At 64.7% G+C, this 23,583-nt stretch carries 22 protein-coding genes and 1 tRNA gene; 4 read left to right on the top strand and 19 right to left on the bottom strand.

The genetic code is table 11. The features are described from left to right. Positions 1–112: 112 nt before the first annotated feature. From GGD82_RS07680 to GGD82_RS07750, 15 genes are all read right to left on the bottom strand, one after another. Positions 113–1,186, bottom strand: a complete 1,074-nt coding sequence (locus tag GGD82_RS07680) for a TerY-C metal binding domain-containing protein (RefSeq protein ID WP_150062183.1) — start codon at positions 1,184–1,186, stop codon at positions 113–115. A gap of 114 nt (positions 1,187–1,300) precedes the next feature. After that, entirely contained in the window at positions 1,301–1,936 is a 636-nt protein-coding gene (locus tag GGD82_RS07685; RefSeq protein ID WP_150062184.1) for a vWA domain-containing protein, read from the bottom strand. Positions 1,937–2,085: 149 nt separating this feature from the next. Further along, positions 2,086–2,721: a vWA domain-containing protein gene (locus tag GGD82_RS07690; RefSeq protein WP_150062185.1), complete on the bottom strand. Its 636-nt coding sequence runs from the start codon at positions 2,719–2,721 to the stop codon at positions 2,086–2,088. Between the two features lie 29 nt (positions 2,722–2,750). Continuing rightward, the gene (locus GGD82_RS07695) at positions 2,751–3,329 is read right to left on the bottom strand and encodes a TerD family protein (RefSeq protein WP_150062186.1); all 579 of its coding nucleotides are present in this window, start codon (positions 3,327–3,329) and stop codon (positions 2,751–2,753) included. A 20-nt stretch (positions 3,330–3,349) separates the two neighbouring features. Then, entirely contained in the window at positions 3,350–3,931 is a 582-nt protein-coding gene (locus GGD82_RS07700) for an HAD family hydrolase (RefSeq protein ID WP_150062187.1), read from the bottom strand. After that, positions 3,931–4,992, bottom strand: coding sequence for a TerC/Alx family metal homeostasis membrane protein (locus GGD82_RS07705; RefSeq protein ID WP_150062188.1), 1,062 nt, complete (start codon positions 4,990–4,992; stop codon positions 3,931–3,933). The genes GGD82_RS07700 and GGD82_RS07705 overlap by 1 nt, the downstream gene beginning before the upstream one ends. Positions 4,993–5,011: 19 nt before the next feature. After that, the gene (locus GGD82_RS07710) at positions 5,012–5,464 is read right to left on the bottom strand and encodes a tellurite resistance TerB family protein (RefSeq protein ID WP_150062189.1); all 453 of its coding nucleotides are present in this window, start codon (positions 5,462–5,464) and stop codon (positions 5,012–5,014) included. A gap of 128 nt (positions 5,465–5,592) precedes the next feature. Beyond that, positions 5,593–6,756 carry a TerD family protein gene (locus GGD82_RS07715; protein WP_150062190.1) on the bottom strand — a complete coding sequence of 388 codons (1,164 nt, stop codon included), beginning with the start codon at positions 6,754–6,756 and terminating at the stop codon, positions 5,593–5,595. A gap of 42 nt (positions 6,757–6,798) precedes the next feature. Next, positions 6,799–8,172, bottom strand: coding sequence for a TerD family protein (locus GGD82_RS07720; protein ID WP_150062191.1), 1,374 nt, complete (start codon positions 8,170–8,172; stop codon positions 6,799–6,801). 64 nt (positions 8,173–8,236) lie between these two features. Then, complete coding sequence (locus tag GGD82_RS07725; protein WP_150062192.1) at positions 8,237–8,803, bottom strand: TerD family protein; 567 nt, start codon at positions 8,801–8,803, stop codon at positions 8,237–8,239. An 11-nt stretch (positions 8,804–8,814) separates the two neighbouring features. Continuing rightward, the gene (locus GGD82_RS07730; RefSeq protein WP_150062193.1) at positions 8,815–9,393 is read right to left on the bottom strand and encodes a TerD family protein; all 579 of its coding nucleotides are present in this window, start codon (positions 9,391–9,393) and stop codon (positions 8,815–8,817) included. Between the two features lie 964 nt (positions 9,394–10,357). Further along, positions 10,358–11,347: an HpcH/HpaI aldolase/citrate lyase family protein gene (locus GGD82_RS07735; protein WP_150062194.1), complete on the bottom strand. Its 990-nt coding sequence runs from the start codon at positions 11,345–11,347 to the stop codon at positions 10,358–10,360. Continuing rightward, complete coding sequence (locus GGD82_RS07740) at positions 11,344–12,435, bottom strand: cysteine protease StiP family protein (RefSeq protein ID WP_150062241.1); 1,092 nt, start codon at positions 12,433–12,435, stop codon at positions 11,344–11,346. Before GGD82_RS07740 ends, GGD82_RS07735 begins: the two co-directional genes overlap by 4 nt. A gap of 5 nt (positions 12,436–12,440) precedes the next feature. Next, entirely contained in the window at positions 12,441–13,196 is a 756-nt protein-coding gene (locus tag GGD82_RS07745; RefSeq protein WP_150062195.1) for an HAD family hydrolase, read from the bottom strand. Position 13,197: 1 nt separating this feature from the next. Then, the gene (locus GGD82_RS07750; RefSeq protein WP_150062196.1) at positions 13,198–14,346 is read right to left on the bottom strand and encodes a phosphoribosyltransferase domain-containing protein; all 1,149 of its coding nucleotides are present in this window, start codon (positions 14,344–14,346) and stop codon (positions 13,198–13,200) included. A 1,138-nt stretch (positions 14,347–15,484) separates the two neighbouring features. Between GGD82_RS07750 and GGD82_RS07755 the strand changes: the two genes are divergently transcribed. Continuing rightward, positions 15,485–15,874 (top strand): hypothetical protein, encoded by a 390-nt coding sequence (locus GGD82_RS07755; protein WP_150062197.1) that lies wholly within the window; start codon positions 15,485–15,487, stop codon positions 15,872–15,874. A 320-nt stretch (positions 15,875–16,194) separates the two neighbouring features. Here the strand turns inward: GGD82_RS07755 and GGD82_RS07760 are convergent. The 3 genes from GGD82_RS07760 to dgcN all read right to left on the bottom strand — a co-directional run bounded on the left by GGD82_RS07760 (position 16,195) and on the right by dgcN (position 18,438). Then, positions 16,195–16,270, bottom strand: a tRNA-Glu gene (locus GGD82_RS07760). Between the two features lie 184 nt (positions 16,271–16,454). Then, positions 16,455–17,438 (bottom strand): N-acetyl-D-Glu racemase DgcA, encoded by a 984-nt coding sequence (gene dgcA / locus GGD82_RS07765; RefSeq protein ID WP_150062198.1) that lies wholly within the window; start codon positions 17,436–17,438, stop codon positions 16,455–16,457. Then, on the bottom strand, positions 17,431–18,438 hold the full coding sequence (dgcN, locus tag GGD82_RS07770) for an N-acetyltransferase DgcN (RefSeq protein WP_150062199.1): 1,008 nt from the start codon (positions 18,436–18,438) through the stop codon (positions 17,431–17,433). Before dgcN ends, dgcA begins: the two co-directional genes overlap by 8 nt. Before the next feature lie 118 nt (positions 18,439–18,556). On the opposite strand from dgcN, the gene GGD82_RS07775 reads away from it, so the two are divergent. Next, a complete protein-coding gene (locus GGD82_RS07775; RefSeq protein WP_150062200.1) occupies positions 18,557–20,074 on the top strand; it encodes a malonate--CoA ligase in 1,518 nt (505 codons plus the stop codon). Between the two features lie 65 nt (positions 20,075–20,139). On the opposite strand, the gene GGD82_RS07780 is transcribed toward GGD82_RS07775, so the two are convergent. Continuing rightward, the gene (locus tag GGD82_RS07780; protein ID WP_150062201.1) at positions 20,140–21,633 is read right to left on the bottom strand and encodes an aldehyde dehydrogenase family protein; all 1,494 of its coding nucleotides are present in this window, start codon (positions 21,631–21,633) and stop codon (positions 20,140–20,142) included. Between the two features lie 290 nt (positions 21,634–21,923). Here GGD82_RS07780 and dctP point away from each other — a divergent pair, with 290 nt between their 5' ends. Both dctP and GGD82_RS07790 read left to right on the top strand, forming a co-directional pair. Further along, positions 21,924–22,937: a TRAP transporter substrate-binding protein DctP gene (gene dctP / locus GGD82_RS07785; RefSeq protein WP_150062202.1), complete on the top strand. Its 1,014-nt coding sequence runs from the start codon at positions 21,924–21,926 to the stop codon at positions 22,935–22,937. A 112-nt stretch (positions 22,938–23,049) separates the two neighbouring features. Further along, positions 23,050–23,565, top strand: a complete 516-nt coding sequence (locus GGD82_RS07790; protein ID WP_150062203.1) for a TRAP transporter small permease — start codon at positions 23,050–23,052, stop codon at positions 23,563–23,565. Positions 23,566–23,583: the final 18 nt, after the last annotated feature.

Genomic DNA, 23,583 nt, shown 5'->3' on the forward strand with positions numbered 1-23,583 from the left:
CCGTAAAATCCTCGAAACCCGTCTCCCGGATCTGGCACGTTTTCCGTTACGAGCGCGTCGGCGAAGGCACGGGTTGCTGCGTTTATGGCCGGCGTCAACTTGAACTCGTCCGTCATCCCCGCCCCCGTCCGATGTCAAAACCTTCGCCATCGTCCGCGGCCTGATACATGCCGGTCTTGCCACACCACGGGCAGGTCTCCTCGCCGTCCCCCTCCACACAGTGGATCCCCCCGCACCGACACACCGCCATGGCGAACCGGGCCCCGCAATGGGGGCAGTTCGGCTGGCCGATCAGGTCTTCCGAACTGACGGCGTGGCCGCTGCCGATGCCCTCGGACAGATCGAAATAGCTGGTTTTTACCGGCATGGCGGTATCGAGGGTGTAGCGGCGGGTCTCGAGCAACTCGGACAGCACGGGGTCCGTGGTCTCGATCCGCCCCATGTGCCGCTCGTACTTGACCACATAGGGGAGCTTTTTCTTGGCGCATTTGCCCACGAACACAGCGTAGCGGTCGTCCACCCCCGCGAAGGGCGTCGCTCCATCCGCGGACTCGACCGGCACAAGCACGCCCGGTTCGGCCTTTGCCAGGGTTACCTTGCGGTCCTGCCCCGCGCTGACGCTTCGGCTCTGGCTCTGGATCGACTGGCTGATCCAGGCGATAAAGCGGGAGAACGCGTCGGGCGCGGTGTCATTGAACACCACCACGTCGTCGGTCAGCCGCTTCAGAAGGGCATGGTCGGCCCCGCCGCCGATGGACACGGCGATCAAGTTGACCCGCGTGCGATAGGCGCTGTTCCAGCGGTCCACGGCGGCCCCGACGGAGTCCGTCGGGTGCCCGTCCGTCAGCAGGAAGACGACGGGTCGCCAGTCGCCCTTGCGGTCCGGGGTTGTGGAGACGACCGTGCGATCGATCTCGTCCATCAGGTGGGACAGGGCCGCCCCCAGGGCGGTCCCACCGCCCACGGGAAGCTCCGGGGGATGGAAGGCGAACAGCTCGGTCAGTTGGATCACCGTCCGCGCCTTGCCCGCGAACGCGATCACCGACAGAAACGCCGTTTCCAGCGCGTAGGGGTCCTTGCGAAGGGTGGACACGACGGCCGCGATGCCCTCCTCAAGCTTGTACAGGTTGTCCCCGACCATCGATTCGGAGACATCGACGAGGAAGAAAATCGGCAGGCGACGCATCTTCGGCCCCCTTAGAGCAGTGTGCGCGACATTTGGACCACGCAAAATGCTCTAGAATATGGATATTAAAGCACATCGTCGTCACGATCCGTTCCAGATCGCTCGGGATATGCTCTAGAACACGACCTGAATTTCGGGCGGCGGCGGCGGCAGAGCCACGGTGGAGGTCGCCCCCACGGACTTGTTGCCGCCGGAAATGGCCGCGGTCACCCATTTGAAGAAGCCTGAGAACCCAGCGCTGTCCATGGTGTCCAGAGACACGACATGATCGCACAGCGGCTGAAGGTCTTCCTTGCGGGCCTTCGGACCGGCCACGCATCCGATGACGCTGGCGAACCCGATGGAGCGCATCTTCGGGCACTGCTGCTCGAAGAGTTGGATGTCCGACGGCTTGCCGTCCGTCATCACGAACAGGTACGGAGCCCAGTCGCCCTTCTCTTCAGCGGTGGACCGCCGGATTTCCTGGCGGATCCGGGCCCCCAGGGTTTCCAGGGCGAGGCCAAGGTGGGTCGGGCCGGATTTGGGTGTGTCGATCACCGGGACCTGAAGCTCGTCCAGCGCCGTCAGCGGCACCACGACCTTGGCGTCGGCATCGAAGGTGATGATGCTGACGTACACCGTCTCAAGGGCGTGGGGGTCCTGGCGCAGGGCGCTCACCATGACCCGAATGCCCGTGTTGACGGCCTCGATCGGCTCGCCCCGCATGGAGCCGGACGTATCAAGCAGCAAGTAGACTGGGAGCCTTCTCACGCGTCTCTCCCCTTTTTCTCAAGGCCGCGCAGGCCATGGTGGCCGGTCCTCGTCCTGACCGGTCAGGACGAGGACCATCTGCGGTGTCGCCGCGCCGGCGCACACACCGGCCGGTCGGACCAAAACATCTCGTCGTGGGTCGCCCGGGATCAGACCAGGCTGATCTGGGGAGGCGGCGGAGGTAGCTCGCTGAGTTCCGTGGACTCGGCTTTCGTGAGATCCACCTTCTTGGAACTGGTGGAGATCGACGCCGACACCCATTTGAAGAACGCGCCGATGGTTGAGGAATCGGCGGTATCAAGCGACACCACCACCTCGGTGATCGTCTTCAGGACTGTCGTGTCGGCCTGCGGGCCGGCGGCGCAGGCGATGACCATTCCGGTGCTCACCTCCCGGAACGTATCCAGCCCTTTTTGCCAGTCATCGGTCGGCCGGCCGTCGGTCATGAGGAAGACAAGCGGCTTCCAGTCGCCCTTTTCCTCAGCGGTGGTCTTTCGGACCTCCCGCTCGATGGACTCTTTCGTCACCCTGAGCGCGTCACCCAGGGACGTCGTCGATCCCGCCTCAATGGTGGGCGGCTGGAACGACATCAATTCCGTGAGGGGCACCGCCTGCCGGGCCTTGTCATCGAAGATGATCACCGACAGAAAAGCGGTCTCCAAGGCGTAGGGATCGGTGCGCAGAGTGCTGACGAGCATCTGCATTCCGTTGCGAACGGCTTCAATCGGTTCGCCGTGCATGGAGCCCGAGATGTCGAGCACGAGGTAAACCGGCAGGCGGCGCATTGGTTTTATCTCCGAACGGGTGGCCGTGGTCAGGCCACGTTGATGCCGTATTGGGCGCACATGGCGGCGAGGCCACCCGCGTATCCCTGACCGACCGCCCGGAACTTCCACTCGTTGTTGTGACGGTAGATCTCGCCGAAGATCATCGCGGTCTCGGTCGAGTAGTCCTCCGTCAGATCGTAACGAGCGATCTCCGTGCCCGTTTCGTCATTCACGATGCGGATGAAGGCGTTCTTCACTTGCCCGAAGTTCTGCCGCCGGGCTTCCGCATCGTGGATCGTCACCGTGATGGCCACGGCGTGCACGTCGGCCGGAACGCCGTCGAGGTTGACCTTGATGGCCTCGTCATCCCCGTCGCCGCTGCCGGTCAGGTTGTCGCCCGTGTGCTCGACGGACCCATCGGCGGATGTCAGGTTGTTGTAGAAGATGAACGCGTTGTCGTTCGGGACTTTGCCATTGGCGCCCAACATGAACGCCGAGGCATCCAGGTCGAAGTCGGCGCCGTCGGTGGATCGAGCATCCCAGCCAAGACCGATCATGATCTTCTTCAGTCCGGGTTCGCTCTTCGAAAGGCTGACGTTGCCGCCTTTGTTCAACGAAATGGCCATAGTACTTCCCGTTTCCGTTTTCAGGTTGGCAAGACCGTTGGATGGTCTGCCAGAGCAAGCATTGCCCCGTCGTGGGGCAGGTTTCCATAGGCCCACACGGGGCCCTCGCTGTCGGCGAGCCAGGCTTTCACCCGGCGCGCCTTTTCAGCCCAGGTGCAGGACGGCGTCTTCATCCGTCCCGTCAGGACATCGGCGTCGACCTCCATCTCCGTGGACAACAGCCCATCCACCTCGATGCCCTTCAGGGCCAGCAGGGTGGGCATGTATACGGAGAGGCTGCCCGTCGCCACGAGCACCGGCCGCCCGGCGTCCTGATGACCGGCAAGGGCGTCGGTTGTCTGGGCGATCCAACGCAGCCGAGGGAACAACCTTTCGGCCGCGTCTTTCGCCTGACTGACCGTCCGGCCTGCCAGCGTTCTGCGCAAGAGTTCCGCCCGGAAAGCATCCACCCGCCGTTGGCGAACGTAGGCCGACGCACTCGCCGCCGCGCAGCATGCGGCGATAAAGGTGCGTTGGCCGACAACGGTGCGGAGAAACATTGCCAGCGTTTCCTCCCGCACCAACGTTCGGTCGAAGTCGAAGATGGCGGCCCCCTTCGGCATCAGGAGACGTTCTTCCGCGCCGGATCGGACGGCTGTGTCTCCTCGTCGCCCTCCGGCTCCTCCTTCTCGGGCCAGATGAAGGACGCCACCACACCCACGGCCAGAGTCCCAAGCACGACCAGAAGGCTCACGTTCGGGTCGATGTGCAGGAAATCCCAGCCAAAGACGTGCTCACCGGACTGCACCGTCAATTTGAAGGCGATGAAGAAGAGCAAGGCAATGACCGCCTTCTCCAGGTGGACGAGATATCGGGTCAAGGCGGCAAGCACGAAGTACAGCGACCGAAGGCCAAGAACGGCGAAGATCATGGCCGCATAGACCAGGAGAGGTTCCTGGGTCACGGCAATCACGGCCGGCACGGAATCGAACGCAAACATGATATCCGAGGTCTCGATCGCCATAAGGCAAAGGAAGGCGGGCGTCGCGAACACCGCCGCGTCCTTCGCCGTGCGGATGGTCGGGTCGGCGTCGGCCAGATCCTTGACGATCGCCCTGGTCACAAAGAACCGTTCGGCGTGGAGACGCGGAAAGATCGGCATGACTTTCTCGGTCATTTTTACCGACCAATGCTCGGAGTAGTCGACGATGTCCTCATCATCGCCACTCGCGCGCAGCATTTTCCAACCCGACCAGGCGACGATCGCGGCGAATATGAAACCGACCCAAGGCGTCAGTTGGAACAAACCGGTGCCCGCGGCCACGAAGAGAGCCCGAAACACAAGTGCTCCAATGATGCCCCAGTACAGGATCCTGTGTTGCAACGCACCCCGGATGCCGAAGGACGCGAAAATCGCCATGAAAACCATCAGGTTGTCGATGGAGAGCGATTTCTCCAACGCGACACCGGCGAGATACAGATCCGCCCACTGCTTATCGAAGCGAACCCAGAGGTAGCCGTAAAAAGCAACGGCGAGCCCGACCCAGAATACCGACCAAAGACTGGCATCGAGGACGGAGATCTCCTTGTTCTTGCGGTGCGCGAAAAGGTCCATGAAGACGGAAAGGCTGATAGCCCCGAAAAAGATCGCAACCGTCTCAACTGGAAAACCGAAGTGGCCCATGACGATATCCTTGGGAGGATCACAGGTTGAAGTCGGACGGGTTCAGACCGAGTTCGGAACTCATGCGACGGACCGCCGCCCGTTCATTGGCATCGAAGTCTCCGTCGGAGGCCCCAATGGCGCAGCAAACACGGACGATGAGCTGGGCCTGCGGCTTGTCCCGGAACTTGCCGACCGCTTGCATGACCTCGCCGGTCCCGATGGTGGAGTCGAACTCGAATTTTTCAACGTATTTCTGAAACGTCTTGATGACATCGTTCGAGTCAAAGACCTTGAGCTGATCCGAGGTTTTCAGATAGCCCATCATCTTCTGCTTTTCTTCGGACGATACATTGCCGTCGGCATATGCGACGAGCGCGCACCCCGCGACGACAGCCTCCATCAGGTCCTTACTCTTGAATTTGGTAATTTCGGCGTTCAGGGTGTCACGGGCGTCTGTGACATTTTTCTTCACCCATTCTGTGAACGACATGGTTTTCTTTCTCCGTTTTCGATTCTCGGTTGTATCATCGGGGGGCGGCCCGGCGTGATGCCGGATCCACGGTGCGGTCACCGGGGGGCGTCCCCGTCATCCGCCGCCGTCCCGTACCCCATTACGTCTTATTTGCGGCCCGCAGACCACCGGAAGCCCCAGCCATAGGCTTCGTCCATATCGCGTTGACCGGTATGGAACGTGACCTCACGTGTCACGCGGACCTGCCCACCATCGTTCTCAAGGCGCGCGACCGCACACATGGCGCGCCGATCTCCGAACTCGTTCATCCGGACCTCGATCTCCGGCTGACCCGGCACCAGGATCCGGATCACACCGTCGGTTTCCTGCCAATTCGGAACGCCCTCGTAAATGAACGCGTAGACGAGGACCCGCTTGATCTCGGACCATTTGTCGCCGTTGATTTCAAGCCACTCGCCGTCCGACACGGCACCGGTCCGGTCGTCGCCGAGCAGCTTGACGTAGGGGGGCCTGGAAAAATCGCCGAACGCATTCCCAAGCGCCTGGACGACGTCCCGTTTCCCATCGTGGGTCTCGATGAAGGCGCCAACATCCAGGTCGATCCCTGACGACCCGCGTGAGAAGAACCCCTTCTTCTTGGTCTTCTGATTCCAATTCAGGTTGATTCGGACTTTTCCGAAACGGCCATCATCCTTCTTCAGGTTGACGGCATTGTTCTGCTTCGTCAGGGAAACTTTGGACAGATTCACAGTATTCGGCGCCGGGGTCGGTGCGGTGGAGGCTGGCGGGGAGGCCGGCGCAGGCGCGGGATCGGCGATCTCCACCCCGAGATGCGTGGCCAGCGCGGGCAATCCGCCGTTGAAGCCCTGCCCAACGATCCGGACTTTCCAGGCTCCGTTGCGCAGATAGAGTTCCGCCAGGATCAGCGCCGTTTCCGTCATCCCCGCGCACGGAATCTGTCCCTGAACCCCGCTGACATCGACCCCGATGTCCGCAAGCTGGCCAAAGGTGGCCCGGTTCTCGTGGATGGTCGCGGTAAAGATCACCTTCTCCACGCCGGCCGGGATCCGGCTTGGCGCGACCGCGAACCGTGTCTCCCCGTTTCCGGAGCCCGCAAGCGTGACTGCGCCATCTGCGACGGAAGGCTGACCGTAGAAACACATGTCCGCGTCTGACCGGACCTTTTCGGCGGACGTGACCAGAAAGGCGGAGACATCAATCTCGGCGCCGGAAAGCGATCCGTGCCGGATCAGAACCGACAGGTCGCCAGCAGGGACGGGCGCGTTGGCGCCAAGGGTAAGAAGGGTCATGTCTGGGTCTCTTCTGTCATTTCAACACCACCTGATCCGGCGCTACACGTTCGCGTATTTCTTGGTTCCGGAGCTCATCATTCGGGCGAACAGGGTTCGGCCCTTCTTGAAGACCGCGGGCCCGTCGAAGGTCACGGTCAGGCTCCGTCCGTCGCCTTCAATCCAGGGCGTATTCTCACTTCGGGGGGGGGACGTAAGACCGGACAGGCGAACGTCAAGATCGTCGCCGTCGATCAGGACCGTCCCAATCACGTACGTATAGACCCCCTTTGCCTGCGCACCGTCCGGGAAGTCGTAGGCACAGGTGACGATCTTGTCGCCGTGCTCGACACTCATGACCGGCTTGAGAGAGGCAATGGAGACCGCGCCGTTCGAGACGGCGCTGTAAACGCTAAACACCATCGCGACAGGCCCCCCGACCTTGTGGGAGATGCCGGCGTCCACCTCGATGATCTCGGTTCCGGGGGCGTCCTTCGTTGCGGTGCGGACGTCGCCCAGGTGACGCGCATACGGCATCGTCGTCAGATCACCGGGATGAGACGCGGCGAGCCATTGCATGGAGCCGTCCGGCATGCGCAGGCCCGCGCGCAAATCCAGATCGTCATTGTTGGAGCTCTTGTCCCCGTTATCGATCCAGGTCGCCGTGACCCGGATGATGCCGCTGCCCCGCTTGTCCAGAGTGATTCGGGAGGTGGCGCCGGTTTTGGTCAGGGTGACTTTCTTGAGGGAGACCGGCTTTGTATCAGGCGCCGGCTCTGGCGCCGATGTGGGCTTTGGGGTCGGAGAAGGCGCTGGCGCCGGCTCCGGCGCATCGATCTCGACACCCAGGTGGGTCGCCAGCGCGGCAAGTCCGCCCGCGAAACCCTGCCCGACGGCGCGCATCTTCCACTGGCCATTCCGGCGGTACAGCCGGACCAGCGTGATCGCGGTCTCGGTCATGCCCGACACCGGCAGATCGAAGCGTGCGAGCTCCTGCCCCGATGAGGGATCGATCAGCCGGGCGAACACACCTTTCAGGCTGTCAAAACTTTGGCCGCGGGCCTGACCCTCGTGGATGGTGACGCAGACATCAATGGCGTCGATCGTGGCGGGCACCTGACTCAGCGCCACGTCGAACGCCTGGGTGTCGCTCTCGGCGCCGGTGGCCGCGTCCGGACGGAAGCGGACGGATCCTTCGGGCGAGGCTTGCGCGCCATAGAATACGAAGTGCCGGTCATCCGGCACCTTTCCGTCCGCCCCGACCATAAAGGCCGAAGCGTCGACCTCCATCCCGGGGAGAGATTTCGGATCCCATCCGACGGCCAGCCTCACAGGCCCGCCTGCGGCAATGCCCGTGTTCGCACCCGGTGTCAGGACAACCGCAGACATCTCCATCCACTCCCTCACCATCCGCTCTGTCGGCCGATGCGCGCGCACCGGCGTCCCGACACGGCGCGAGGCCTTGATCCTGCGACGGACTCAGGATCAAGGCCGACCGGCTCTACAGAGCGGCTTGAATCGCCGGCATCATGTCGTGAAAGGTTTGCCCCATCGTCTTCTCGCCGATGGCGTGGATTTTCCATTCACCATTGTGCCGGTAGATCTTCGCCATCACCATGCCGGTGTGGGGGCCGGACTCGCTGAGGCTGAACTTTGCCAGTTCGGTCCCGGTCACATCATCGACCACACGGCAATAGGCGTTTTCCACCTTGTCGAAGGTCTGGCCTCGGAACGAGTTGACCGTGAACACCAACGACTTGACGGAGGCGGGAAGCTTCGACAGGTCCACCTTGATGGTTTCGTCGTCGCCATCACCCGCCCCGGTCAGGTTGTCGCCGGTGTGAAGGATCGCCCCGCCCATTCCCTTGAGCTGGCGGAACCAGATTTCGTCCACCTTTCCGCCGGCGTCGTCGAAGACCAAGCAAGACGCATCAAGGTCGATGTCCTTGCTTCGCCTAAAGAAGCCGCCCTTGGCGACATCCCAACCGACCCCCATGAATATGGAGGTCAGAGACGCGCCGTCCTTCGACAGGCTGATCTTCTGCCCCTTCGTGAGCGTTACACTCATTGTGCGAGACCTTACCCGATGTTGACACCGAAGTTCTTGGCGAGTGGCGCGAGCCCCCCTGCGAAGCCCTGCCCGATGGCCTTGAACTTCCACTCGGTGCCGTGCCGATAAAGCTCACCGAAGATCATCGCGGTCTCGGTGGAGTAATCCTCGGACAGGTCGTAGCGGGCGATCTCTTTCCCGTCGGCCTTGTTCACAACGCGGATATAGGCGTTGCTGACCTGGCCGAAGCTCTGCTTGCGGGCCTCGGCCTCGTGGATCGTGACCGTGAAGGCGACTTTCTGAACGTCCGCCGGAACCTTGCCCAGGTCGATCGAAACGACCTCATCGTCTCCCTCTCCCTCGCCCGTCAGGTTGTCGCCTTGGTGGGCGACCGAACCGTCGGACGAGACCTTGTTGTTGTAGAAAATGAAATCGGCATCGCTGCGGACCTTCCCGCCCTCGTTGCACAGGAAGGCAGAGGCATCGAGGTCGAAGGCGGAACCGTCTGTCACGCGGGCGTCCCAGCCCAGGCCGACATCAATGGCCGTGAGGCCCGGCGCCTCTTTGCTCAGGGAGACATTGCCGCCTTTGGATAGGGAAACAGCCATCGTTTTCTTCTCCGCTTGTGTGTGGGTCGAAACACGGCAAAGGAGCCCACTCTTAGCCGACCATCGATCGACAGAGGGTCCACCCCGCGGCCGCGTCCTTCTCTTCAAAGGTCACAGACTGGAGGCCAGCACTGTACGGGGATGTATTGAGCAGCATTCAGCAAGCACCGGCTCGCCCCGCCAAGATATGGCGGAGCCCAAAAGGTCGAGATTTGCAACAGAAACCTTCAACACCGACACCACTCAAACCGATCCGCTCAACAGGGATGCAGGATTTCCTGAAAAGACCAAAATGAGCGACAGGGTCACGACAGACCTCGACGCCATAGCGCTTGTCCCCAGGAGAACGACGGCACGCTCCATTGCGATCGGCGGCGCCCTCCCAAGCTAAATTGAAGTATAACCAAAACCTTTCCACTCGGTCCACCTGCAAAGGTCGACTGTAGTGCGTCGGTTTTAAATCATACCCCAATCCGCTTTGACAGATAGTTCGCGTTACCCCCTTTGTCTAGAGATACAACAAGGCAAAAATTTGGCGTGCCATCTGGGCGTGTAAAGGTTCCGCCGGTCCAGAAGGTGGGCCAGAAGGTTCGGCGCAACGGGCAGAATGTGCTTGCGGTCTGTGATGTACAGCCGTACGGTCAGGCGCGGCTTGGCCGGGGGGAGGGGGGGGCGTGGCGGCGCATCACGCACGCCAACCGGCGGCCTGGCGCATTGTGCGGGGCATCTGGGCGATACAAAGCGCCCCACTTTTTTGCTATACACGTAAATCGTCGTCGCAATCTGGTCCAGATTGCTCGAGATTTGCTTTAAATTAAGTTTTATTGATGTCGATTGTCGTCGCAATCTGATCCAGATCGCTCGGGATTTGGTTCAGTCCTCAAAAGGGAGAACGACACGCATCGCTCGGCCGCGGCCGGCCGCAAGGGCCGACGGCGGCACTCCAACAGCACGCGACGGCGGCTCAAAGCCGTCCGTGAAGGACCGTTGTGTGGTGCGCGTCCGTGTCGACCTCGCCGCTTACGGGCGCGCTTAAAGGAGGTGTCCATTGGGGTGGCGCCGGATCCCGTCGGGCGTCGACGGTCCCATAGATCGACGCCCGGACGACAATGGACTTCGCCCATTCCGAATGCGTCGCGGGCTCGTACATGAGTTGATCGATCTGAAACACGGCCGGGGCGTCGTGCGCAAGGACGGCTTCGGCCGCCTCAAGATCACTTCGCTGCACCCGATAGCACGTCTCGATGGTTGCGATCTGACAGGGGTGTATGGCGGTTTTCCCCACGAGCCCGTACTCAAGGTCGCGCATGACCTCCTGCGTGAGGGTCTCGGAATCGCCGAACTCGTCGAAGACCGGTGCCGTGAGCGGGAACCCGTAGGGCCGGAAGATCGCGACCAGGTTCGCGATCACGGGCCCCACGGCCGTGTCATAGATCGTCCGGCCGGGCCCGCGTCGAACGCCGAGAAAATTCAGCAGGTCGTTTCCACCGATGCGGAGGGCCAGGATCCGCTCCTTGAGATCGGGTGCCGACAGCACGTCCCGAAGCGCGCTCATTCCACCGGGGTCAAAAGCCTCCAGGGTTTCCAAGGTCGGCATCAGGTGAAAGCGCCGGGGCGTCATTGCGGCGCACGCGGACACACTGTCCGCGGTTGCCTTCGGGAGGACGAACCCATCGATCCGCTCCACCCCGGGCATCGTCAGAATGCGCGAGAGCGTTGCCGTGTCACGCGGGCGTACGAACACGAGCGCGCGGCGATCCGTCCTGATCTGCGGCAGGCATCGGCGCAGGTTGTCCAGGGCGGCCTCGACCTGGCCATACAGAATGCTGTCTTCCGTGCAAAGGATGACGGACCGCAAACCGGGGTGCCGGTCGCCATTGGCGATCGAGAGAATATCGGGCCGGGTGGCGGGAATGTACAGACTGGCCCCAAGGCGAAGGTGCGTGTTGGTCATGCGTCCCCCAACGTCCGGATGACGGCGCACGCCGAGTAAGGGAGGTCGGCATCGAACTCCACGGCAAGGCCCCGCTCTGCGGCGAGCGAGACCAAATGATCTGTGTCTTCCGAGGTCGGAGTGCGCACAAAAAGCCGCTCGGGAACCCGTCGCAACAGGGCCCGCGTGGACTCGCCGATGCCGGGCTTGATCCTGTTTCTGTCCCCGATCCCGCTGCGGGCGAGCATGGCCTCGACGAAGGCCTGCGACACCGCGGAGGCCCGCGACCGTTCCGTTTGCGTCCAGGCGGCCGGTTCGGCATCGGCCAGACAGACACGAACGTCCGCCATCTGTTGATCCACGTACCAGCGGCTCAGGTCGCGCTCCGACAGATGATCCAGAATGACGCAGCCGTGGAAATCCCCCGGCCCGACGACATCGGCGTTCAGGACCGTTCGGCTGACGAGCCCCGAGATCACCCCGTTCAGGATCGCGGAGGGAATGACATAGTCCTCGTCGCCGGCGGCGATGTCCGCCTTTCCCGCCAAGTCGGACAGGACACACAGCGGGGCGTCGACAAGCTCCGGAAGATCGCGGGCAAGGGTCTCGGCGAGTTCGTTGGCAATGGCCCCCTTGCCCGTCCAGCCATCCACGAAGACCACCGTCGAGGTCGCATGCTGCGCGAGGATCGCCCGCATGGCGATACGATCGATTCCCCGGTCGCGAATGATGGAGACCGAGTAGTGCGCCACCGTCCGCCCCAAGGTTTCAAGCGTTCTTTTGAGAAGAACGCCGATGGGTGTGCCCGCCCGGGCCAGGCTGACCAGCACGATCTCCTCGCCGCCCCGCGCGGCCAAGGCCTTGGCGAGGCGCGCGATATCCCGGCCCACGCGCCCCCGGTTGGCGTCGAAGGCCTGTTCGAACGCCCGCATGTAGGCGGGCGTTGGGGCGCTTTCCGGGGCGAGCATTTCGCTGTAGTGCCGCCGGCCGCTCTGGATCGCCCGTTCCTTTGCCTCGACATCGACGAAGTCCATGCGCACAGGCTTGAGGAGGAATTTCACGTCCGCCGGGTCATAGCTCCCGCTGACTCCGTGCTCCAGTCCCATCATGCCGATCATGCCCCCGCAGCCATGGGCAGCGGCGTCCGAGCCGACAGCGCGGCCATGATCTGGGAGTCGGACGGCGCCACCGCAAAGTCACACAACCCCATGAACGCCACGTCGGTGAGGCTGTCGCCCACCCCCACCGTCAGGACCGGCTCCTCGCCGATAAGGGCGGCCTGCACATACGCGACGGCTGCGGCCTTGCCCAGAAACGGGGGCAGCACGGCCAGATTTGTCGCGTTCAGGTGGATCGTCCAGTCGTCCGGAACGAAAGACGTGATGGCCGTCCCCAACCGCGACATGTCCTCGACATCTCCCGCGTTCAGCTTGACCGAAATGTAGAGCGGAAGCCCCGCGTCCTGGATGATGCGATAGCGGACGTCCACGCGCTGATCGGCGGCCGCCTCCGCGACACCCTCCAGCAGCCGTTGCAGGACGGGCGCCGTTCTGTCCGCCGCCTGTGCCATGCGCGCGTGCCACACGGGATCCGGCTGACCGTTGGCCGCCAGGATGACGCCACCGAACGAGCAGACCGCAAGGCTGTCGAACGGGAGGGTCACCCGCCGAAAGGCGTCGACGTTGCGGCCCGTGACCGGAATCACCGTGGCATCCCTGGCGAGCCACTCAAAAAAGGCGACCTGGCGCCCGCATCGGAAGGACAGCGGATGGCCATCACGGTCCATAGCGGCCGGGTGGTCGGCCGCCGGCTTTTTCCGATGGGTCTGGAAAAGGGTGTCGTCCAGATCCACGAAGACGATGCGTCGCATATCAGGCCCCGGGCGCGTTGAAGAAAACGGGTTCGGCCCCAAGGGTCGCGAGCAGCCCCGTCTGGGCGGTCTCCGGCGGGGTTTCGTAGCAGACCAGAACGCGGTCGTACTGTCCGTTCCGAACACCGTAGAGGAAGTTGGGGATGCCATCGTTGTAGGCATCCGGGAACTCCAGGATGCCTTGGATCTCTGTGCCTTCCTGGATGGGTGAACGGGTGGTGGCCTGCACCCGGACGTCGGCGCCCATGCCCGCAAGGCGGCGGGCGAGTTGGAACGGCGGGTAAACGAACTCGCCGGTGCCCAGCACCAGGATCCGCTCACCCCGCCGGGCCCGGATCGCCGCCACATGATCCGGCAGGGGACGCGGCGTGCGCAGGCCGAGACGGCCCCAATTCACCGGGATGAGCGCATCCTTGACCTCTCCGTTGCCCGTCACATCCGGCATCCTGGGCGCGCGGGCATCCGACGCGGCGCTGAAGGAATGGCGTCCCTCAAGCAGGGAGAGAAATACCGTCGGGGCGGGCAGTTCGGCGCGCACCTCTTCCCTTCGCGCGTGGCCCATCCAGTCCGTGATGGTAACGCATGCGATCTGCGACAGATGCGGCATGTGCCGACGACAGACGTCGGCGAGGGCAATAAACGTCGAACCGGTCGACGCCTCGTCATCAACCAGAACCAGGGTCCGGCACGCTGCGAACAGCGCGGCATCGGCGGGTGCGGCCGGCTCATAGATCAGATGACCCGTGGCGTGACTGTGGCTCTCTTCGAAGCGCGCGAGCACGCGGTGGTCCGCCAGACGGTACCGGGTCGAATGCAGGAAAAGGAGGTCCTGCCGTCCGGCCAGGGTCTGCCAGGCGTCCTGGATGCCGTGCCCAAGGGCGATGGCGGTCTCGGCCATTCCGATCACCACAACCGGTCCCGGCAGATCGTTCGGCAGTTTGGCGGCCAGCTTTCGGTGGATCATCCGCATAACGCGGGGCTGCACCGGCAGGTGCCGTCCGAGGACGCGGCTGACGAAGATGAAGGGGCGCTTAGGGTTCCGGCGGCTCGCAAAACCGCACAAGTCATCGAGAGCGAGATCGCTGCGGTCGACATTGACCTGGAGAGTCCCCCCCGCCAAGCAAACGCTGGCTCTGGTCATGGCAGGCATACCGTTCGTCTCGCCCTCTCGACCATCCCTTGGCAGACCGCAAAATCAATGGCCGTCTGGTGGGGTCGGCGGCGTCGGCAGGGGCCGAGCCGCTGTTTGGGACAGATTAAAACCATCGTGAACGTCATACTCGCAATACAGCCCTTACCGTGCCCTCCGCTCGGACACTCTGTACCCTTGCTCGCGACCATGCCGGAGGCCCCCCCCGGCTCATCCCGGTCCGTTGAAGCGCCGGGCGCATCGTGCCGACCCGGGGCTTCCGACCGATCTGTGCCCGCGGCGCCTGGGCTTTACCGATGCGGCGTGCGAAGGCCCTGCCCAACCCATGCCAGCCTCCTTAAAACTAGGCACTCAAACAACCGACACAAACCCGTGACGAGGATCACCGTGCTCTTCCCCTCGCCGTTGTGCAGAGACGACGTGCGATGACCTTGCCGTGGATGTCGCGACTCACGACACCTCAAAACGGACGATCATCAGAGGCGACCGTTTCTGAGCGGTGGGGAGGACCACCGGGGATGGAGTTCATCGGGTGGGACCGTACATATGCCACCATCCGCTTTCACTGCTGCCCTCCTGCTGCTGAATGGCACGTGAGCGCTGAAGCATCGGATGGAGTTGTATGGCCAGCCTATTATAGAGCCGGATACCGGCGCGCCGCTTGGCCTCACACTGGCAAGCGGCCGGAAGATGGCACAACCCAGCCCTTCGCGCAAAGAGTTGTCTTATGTGGCCTGAAGTGGCTTCAGCAGGGGGCCCTTGCCGCTCCACACAGGCTTCGGTACCACCGGGGCGCTCGGATTGCGCGACTGCTTTCTCAGAGATCCGGACCACGAGGCCTTAGACAGGGCTTAATCTGTCTGTGGCGCCCCTCCCGCGTGGCACGGGGTCACGTCAAACGTGCCACAGGACCAAGGGCCATGAAGGGGATCGCAGCCATGGGCCCGTGTGTCGTTTTGGACGTTTCGTTAAACGAGCCGACGATCTGCGTCATGGATGGCGGGACAGGGATTGTCGGACGTGGCCGGTGCGGATCGACACGGGAGGCGATGGCGGAAGCCCGCCCTGTTGCATCAGCAGAACAATCCTTGCTTGAATTCCGCTTCGGCCGACTGGACGAGGTAGTGGGGCGTGATAGATGGCGGACTTTCTTCCAGACACGATCGTCGCCGTGCTGTCAGTTCTCTTCAGCATGGCGCGCTTCGAAAACCAGAGGTGGATCCGCGCGCGGCTCAACGGTTATCGGGGCAGCTGGCAACTTCTCGGGGTCCTCGTCGATATGACGGGCGTGCTGGCGCTGTTGTTCTCGGTCGCCTTCCTTGTGGCTTATGACTATGGCACCTCGGTGGAGCAGGCCGTCGGCCTCCTGGTGATAACCTTTGTCGGCGGCATGGTCGGTTCGACGGCGCTGGGCGCGGTGCTTGGCGGGGATCGAGCCATCGTGTGGCTGCTCGCGACGCTCCTCGTGTGGGCGCTGGCGGTCGGTTTGGCTACCCATGTCTCGTGGTTCGGGCTGGTGCGGCTTTAGCCGGTGCCCCTGCCTGCCCTGACACGGTGGGTGCTGGGTTGCGCCAGAGTGGCCCGCGACCGCAAGGATGGTCGAGGCATCTGATGCCGGAGGTTTAGCACCTTGGCGGTGGACCCCGACGCCCCCGGCGCGGAGGACCTGTTCGGGGGGCTGACGCCTCTATAAGGCAACATGCCGAGATTGCAGCGGGCACCATTGCGTCTGGTGCGTCCCGAACCGTCCGGCCCCGTTCCGGCACGTCCATTCCGTATATTTTCCGTACGAACGACAAAAGCCGCCCGAGGGCGGCTTTTAAAGCTTTGACACGCTTGGGAAAAGCGTGGCGTCCCCAAGGGGATTCGAACCCCTGTTGCCGCCGTGAAAGGGCGGTGTCCTAGGCCTCTAGACGATGGGGACCCAAGGTCCGGCGCCATCGCGCCGGGGACGAATGGTTAGACGATCCGGGGGACGGTTTGCAAGCGGTTTCTTGCGCCCTTTGGCGCAAAAAAAAGGGGACCGGAGGACGCAAGCGAACCTCGGGCGGGCGACCGGAGCCCCGCGCGCCCCGGGCCGCTGTACGTATCCGGTCGCCTCGTTCCCCTCAGCCCCACAGGGCGCCGGGCGGCGGGCTCATCCAGCCCCGGTCGTAGGCGATGCCGGGCACGCGGTCCTTGCCCAGGAGCACCGGTCCGTCCAGGTCCACGAAATCGGCGCCGCTGGCGATCACGGTGGCGGGCGCCATGGCCAGCGATGTGCCCACCATGCAGCCCACCATGACACCCAGGCCGGTCGCGCGTGCCGCCGCCGTCATCTCCAGCGCCTCGGTCAGGCCCCCGGTCTTGTCGAGTTTCACGTTAACGGCGTCGTACAGGGGGGCGAGCCGTTCGATATCGGTGGTGACATGGGCGCTTTCGTCGGCGCACAGCGGCACCGGCGCCTCCAGGCCCACCAGGGCGGCATCCTGGTCCGCGGGCAAGGGCTGTTCCAGCAGGCCAACGCGCAGGCGGGCCAACGCCGGCAGCGCGGCCCGAAGCTGGTCCAGGGACCAGGCCTCGTTGGCGTCCACGATCAGGTCGGCGGCGGGCGCGCCGTCGCGCACGGCGGCGATGCGCTCCAGTGCACCCTCAGCCCCCACCTTGATCTTCAGCAGGGGACGATCGGCGAGGGCGGCGGCTTTGTCGCGCATGGCCTCCGGGGCGGCAATGGAGAGGGTTTCGGCCGTGACCATGCGCTCGGGCGGGGCTGCGACGCCCGCCAGATCCCAGGCCCGCCGGCCCGTTCGCTTCGACTCCAGGTCCCAGAGCGCCGCATCGACTGCGTTGCGTGCCGCACCCGCCGGGAGACGGTCGCGAAGATGCTGGCGGGTCAGGCCGCCGGTGAGGGCGTCTTGAATCCCCCGGATGCTCTCGACCACGCCGTCGGGGGTCTCGCCGTAGCGGGCGTAGGGCACGCTCTCGCCGCGCCCCCAGACCGAGCCCTCGGTGAGCGTGACCACGACCACGACCGCTTCCGTGCGGGTGCCGCGCGAAATGGTGAAGCCGCCAGCGATCGGCCAGCGCTCGATGTCGACGCGAACCTCAGGCATCGGCGAGCAACCGATCCACGAGCGGCTCCACGCCCGTGCGCACCGGATCCACGACCGGCAGGCCGAGGCGCTCGCTGGCGTTGTGCAGTTCGCGTCGGGCGGCGTCGTCGTCCAGCGCCGAGGTGTTGAAGCAGCCACCGATGAACCGGGCGTCCGGGCACACCAGCCGGGCGCATTGCAGGTTCAGCGCCATGCACTCTTCCAGGTCGGGTAGGGAATAGCCTGGCAGGCCGCGCATGTGGGGACGGCCGGGCTCGTGGCACAGCACGAGGTATTGGGGTTGCGCGCCGTGCAGCAGACCCAGGGAGACGCCGGCGTAGGAGGCGTGGAACAAGCTGCCCTGGCCTTCGACCAGATCGTAGTGGTCGGGGTCGTTGCCGGGGCAAAGCACTTCGGTCGCGCCGGAGATGAAGTCCGCCACCACCGCGTCGACGCTCACCCCGCCACCGGCGATCAGGATGCCCGTCTGGCCCGTGGCGCGGAAATCGGCCTTGCAGCCGCGCGCCTTCAGCGCGTGCTCCATGGCGAGCATGGCGTACATCTTGCCGACCGAGCAGTCGGTTCCGACCGCCAGCACGCGCTTGCCCGGGCGGGGCACGCCGTGGGCGACCGGGAAGGTGTCCTTCGGATGACGGACGTCGTGTAGCACGCGGCCGTGCTCCTGCGCGGCGTCCATCAGCTCCGGAATGTCGGCCAGTCGGTTGTGCAGGCCCGCCGCGATGTCGAGCCCGGCGGCCAGCGCGTCCCGGAACACCGCTCGCCAGCTTTCCCCGATGATGCCACCCCGGTTGGCCACGCCCACGACCAGGGTGGCGGCGCCGCGTGCGGCCGCCTCCTCCACGGTCATTTCGGGCAGGCCGAGGTCCGTTTTGCAGCCCGGCAGGCTCAATTGGCCCACGCAGGCGTTCGGACGCCAATACTGGATGCCGCGCGCGGTCTTGGCGGCGAGGTGGTCGGCGGCATCGCCGAGAAACAGGAGATAGGGCTGGCTGAGATTCATGGACGGGAGTCCCCTCGCTACGACGTGGGTGCCGGACACCGTAGGCCCGCTTTTGCCTCGGGGAAAGGGTGTGTGTATAAGGCGTCGTTCCGTCACGCTGTTCCGAGAGGTTGAAGCGATGTCCGAGTCCTTGTACGCCCTGATGGAGTCCCGGATTCCGGGTGATCGCAGCAGGGTTCTGCTGGAAACCGGCGACGGCGGCTCCTACAGCTATGCGCAGGCGGAGACGGCCGCGATCCGCATGGCCCGGGCGCTCGCGGACCGGGGCGTGGCGAAGGGCGATCGTGTCGCCGTGCAGGTCGATAAGTCACCCGAGGCGCTGTTCCTGTATCTGGCGTGCCTGCGGGCGGGATTCGTGTTCCTGCCGATGAACACGGCCTATCGCCCGGACGAGGTCGATTATCTGGTGGGTAACGCGGAACCGTCCGTGATCGTCTGCCGGCCGGCGGATGTGGCGATCATGGAGGGCATCGCGGCCAAACACGACGGGCCGCTGGTGCTGACGCTGGATACGGACGGAACCGGAACGCTGGCGGAGGCGGCGGAGGAGGCGCCGGCCGACTTCCCCATGGTCGAGTGCGCCGCCGACGATCTGGCCGCGATGCTGTACACCAGCGGCACGACCGGCAAGCCGAAGGGCGCCATGCTCACGCACGGCAATCTGGCGGCCAACGGCTTGGATCTGGTCGAATCCTGGCGTTTTACGGCGGACGATGTGCTGTTGCATGCGCTGCCGATCTTCCATGCGCACGGCCTCTTCGTGGCCTGCCACTGCGTGCTGCTGGCCGGCGCGTCCATGATCTGGCTGCCCGGCTTCGATCGGGCGGAGGTGCTGCGGCACCTGCCGCGCGCGACCGCCTTCATGGGCGTGCCGACGTTCTATGTGCGCCTGCTGGCGGGCGAGGATTTCAATCGCGAGGCCTGCGCTGCCATGCGGCTGTTCACGGCCGGCTCCGCGCCGCTGCTGGCGGAAACGCACGAGGCGTTCAGCGCCCGCACCGGCCACGCCATCCTGGAGCGTTACGGCATGACCGAGACCGGCATGCTGACCGGGAACCCCTACGACGGGGAGCGGCGGCCGGGTTCGGTCGGGTTCCCGTTCCCGCAGGTCGAGGTCCGCGTGGCCGACGAGCAGGACCAACCTGTGGTCACCGACGCAATCGGTGACATCCAGGTGCGCGGGCCGAACGTCATGAAGGGCTATTGGCGCCTGCCCGAAAAAACGGCCGAGGACTTCACGGCCGATGGCTGGTTCCGCACCGGCGATGTGGGGCGGATCGACGAGCGAGGCTATCTGTTCATCGTTGGGCGGGCCAAGGATCTGGTGATCACCGGCGGCTACAACGTCTATCCGAAAGAGGTCGAATCGGTGATCGACGACCTGCCCGGGGTGGTCGAGAGCGCGGTGATCGGGGTGCGGCACCCGGACTTCGGCGAGGGCGTGCTGGCCGTGGTCGTGCCGGCGGCGGAGGATGCTCCCGATGAGGCGGCCATTATGGCCCACTGCAAGGAGCATCTCGCGAACTACAAGACGCCGAAGCGCGTGTTCTTCGTCGAGGAGCTGCCGCGCAACACCATGGGCAAGGTCCAGAAAGCCCAGTTGCGCGAACAGCACGCCGATCTGTTCAAGGGGTAGGACACCCGTCTCGGCCGGTGCGGGGAAGATCGGCCGGCCGAGGCGGGGGTGCGCATGGACGGCGATCAGGTCATGTTGATGATGATCGTCTTCTTGTGCGTGAAGTGCTCCAGCATGGACTCGAGCGAGGCTTCCTTGCCCAGGCCGGAGGCCTTCACGCCGCCGTAGGATAGGTTCGGCTGCACCACGAGGTTCTGGTTGACCTGTACGAAGCCCGCTTCCAGCCGCTGGGTGGCGTTCATGGCGGTTCTTAGGTCGCGGGTCCATATGGTGGCGGCGAGGCCGTACTCGCTGGTGTTGGCCTCGTCGATCACGGCCTCGTAATCGCGGAATTTGAACACGCAGGCGACCGGGCCGAAGATTTCTTCTTTGGCCGGCGGGGCATCGGGCCCGATGTCGGTGAAGATGACCGGCTGCAGGAACAGCCCCTTCTTCAGCGCCGGATCCTGCGGCAGGCGGGAGCAGGCGATGGCGGTGCCGCCGGCCTTTTTGCCGGCCTCGATATAGCCCTGCACCTTCTCGAACTGCTGCGGCGAGATGATGGTGCCGATGTCGGTGGCCTCGTCGAGCGGATCGCCCATCACCATGGCGTCGACGCGGGCGCGCACCTTCGCGACGAAGGCGTCATGGACGGCCTCGTGCACGTAGATGCGCGATGAGGCGGTGCAGCTCTGCCCCTGGCGGGTGAAGCGCATGCCGGTGATCGCGCCCTCGACCGCGCGGTCCAGGTCGGCGTCGTCCATGACGATCATCGGGCTCTTGCCGCCCAGTTCCAGCGTGACCGGGATCAGCCGGTCGGCGGCCGCACGGGCGACGATGCGGCCGGTCTCCACCGAGCCCGTGAAGCTGACCTTGGCGACCTTCGGGTGGGCGACCAGTGGCCCGCCGCAGTCGGGGCCGAAGCCGGACAGCATGTTGAAGCAGCCGGGCGGCAGGATCTCGTTCATGATCTGGCAGACGCGCAGCACGGTCAGCGGCGCCTCTTCCGCCGACTTCACCACCACCGTGTTGCCTGCGACCAGGGCGGGGGCGATCTTCATCGCCATCAGCAGCAGCGGCACGTTCCACGGGATGATGGCGCCGACCACGCCGACCGGCTCGCGCACGGTGACCGTCATCATGTCGGGATTGAAGGGCACGCTTTCGCCCTTCAGCTCGGAGCCGAGCCCGCCGAAGAACAGGAACATGTCGGCCAAGACGCCGGCCTCGACCCGGCTTTCCGTCCGCAAGGCCTTGCCCGTCTCCAGGGCGATCAACCGGCCCAGTTCGTCAGCGTGCTGCGCCAGGCGGGTGCCGCACTCCGTGACCAGTTTCCCGCGCTGGCGGGCGGGCAGACGCTTCCACGCGGTTTGTGCGTGAGCGGCGGCCTGGACGGCGCGTTCGACGTCGTCGGCGTTGCCCTCGGCCGCCTGGCCGATGACGGCGCCGGTGGCCGGATTGACCACGTCGAAGGTGCGCCCGGAGGCGGCGGCAACCAGTTGCCCATCGATCAGGTGGTGCCCGCTGAGCGCCTGGGCCAGGGCAAACGGATCGGTCTGGGGCGTGGTATCGAGCGGCATGGCGTGGATCCTCCCTTGCGCCCGGCGTTCGTGCGACCGGGCCGTTTGCGTTATCGGGGCTCGCTTTGATGCCATGCCCGACCCGGGGGTTCAAGCGGACCCGCAGGGGGCGCCTCGGCAGCACCCTATTACAAGGGGACGGGGTGTGTCCGCCGCTGCGCGCGCAAACCGATTGGCCTTGTCGGGAATTTTGTGTCTACACTCATGTACCCTACCGGGCCGCGACCGGTTCGGAACGGGTCTGAAAGCCGGGCGAACCGACGAAGAACGACGGATAGGGAGAGAAACGCATGATGCAGACCACACGTGTGGCCGGGCTTGCCCTGGCCGCCGCCGCGACGGCCTTGATTGCGATGAGCGGCGTCTCCGATGCCTCCGCTCGCACGCTGAAGGCCTCCCACCAGTGGCCCGGCGGCAAGGGCGATCTGCGTGACGAAATGGTGCAGATCATCGCGCGCGAGGTCGCGGCGGCCAATGTCGGGATCGACGTCCGCGTCTATCCCGGCGCCCAGCTCTTCAAGCCGCGCGAGCAGTGGAACGCCATGGTCAAGGGCGTGCTCGACATCTCGGCCTTCCCGCTCGATTACGCCAGCGGGCAGCATCCGCAGTTCAGCGCGACCCTGATGCCGGGCTTGGTGAAGAACCACGAGCACGCGCTGCGTCTGAACGACTCGCCGTTCATGGACGATATCGAGGCCATCATCAACGAAGCCGGGGTGGTCGTGCTGGCCGACACCTGGCTGGCGGGCGGCTTCGTGGGCAAGGAGCACTGCATCGTGGCGCCGGACGATGCGTCCGGGCAGACCATGCGCGCCGCCGGTCCCGCGTTCGAGCAGATGCTGGTGGGCGCCGGGGCGTCGATCGCCTCCATGCCCAGCAGCGAGATCTACACCGCCTTGCAGACCGGCGTTCTGGACGGGGCCAACACCTCCTCCGGCAGTTTTCTGTCCTACCGGATCTATGAGCAGGTCGCGTGTCTCACGCCGCCCGGGGACTATGCTCTGTGGTTCATGTACGAGCCGATCCTGATGTCGAAGCGCACCTGGGACAGCCTGAGCGAGGAGCAGCAGGCCGCGTTCCAGTCCGCGGGTGAGAAGGCCGAGTACTACGCCTACGAGGCGGCGAAGGAGGTCGACGGCAAGATGGTGTCCGCCTTCGAGAATGCCGGCGTGGAGATCGCCCACATGGACGCGGACCAGTTCAAGGCGTGGCTGGCGATCGCCGACAAGACCTCGTACGCGGCGTTCTCGTCCCAGGTCGAGGGCGGGCGTGCCCTGCTCGACAAGGCGCTGGCGGTCGAATAGTCGCGACCGTGCCGCATTCCCCGACGCCGGGTTGGACACCGGGCGGGATGGCAGGCCGCCGTCCCGCCATGGGCCCGGCGGGCGGCCGATTCATGCCGACGGATTCATGCTCATGGATGCCTTTCTCGCGGCCGTGAAGGCCGTTTCCCGTGCGTGCGGCGTTACGGCGGCCCTGTTGGTCGCCACATCTGTGCTCGTCGTCTGCCACATGGTCGTGCTGCGCTATCTGCTGAACGAAAGCACGCTTTGGCAGACCGATTTCGTCACCTATGCGCTGGTCGCCGCCACGTTCGTCGGCTGTCCCTACGTCCTGATGCTGCGCGGGCACGTCAACGTGGACCTGATCCCCCTGTTCCTGCCGCACCGGGGCCGGATCGCGCTGGCGCTGCTGGCCGCGCTGATCGGGCTGCTGTTCTGCGGGGTGCTGGCGTGGAAGGGCTTCACGCTGACGCTGGAGGCCTACCACGAGGACTGGCGTTCGGCCTCGGTATGGAAGGCGCGGCTGTGGATTCCCTACGCCGCCATCCCGGTGGGTCTGGGGCTGACCTGTCTGCAATACGTGGCCGATGTGCTGGCGCTGCTGACCGGACGGGACCTGCCGTTCGGCATGCAGCCGCACGAACGCTGAGACCGGAGCAAGGGGACG

The sequence above is a fragment of the Roseospira marina genome, from assembly GCF_014197855.1.
GTDB lineage: Bacteria > Pseudomonadota > Alphaproteobacteria > Rhodospirillales > Rhodospirillaceae > Rhodospira > Rhodospira marina.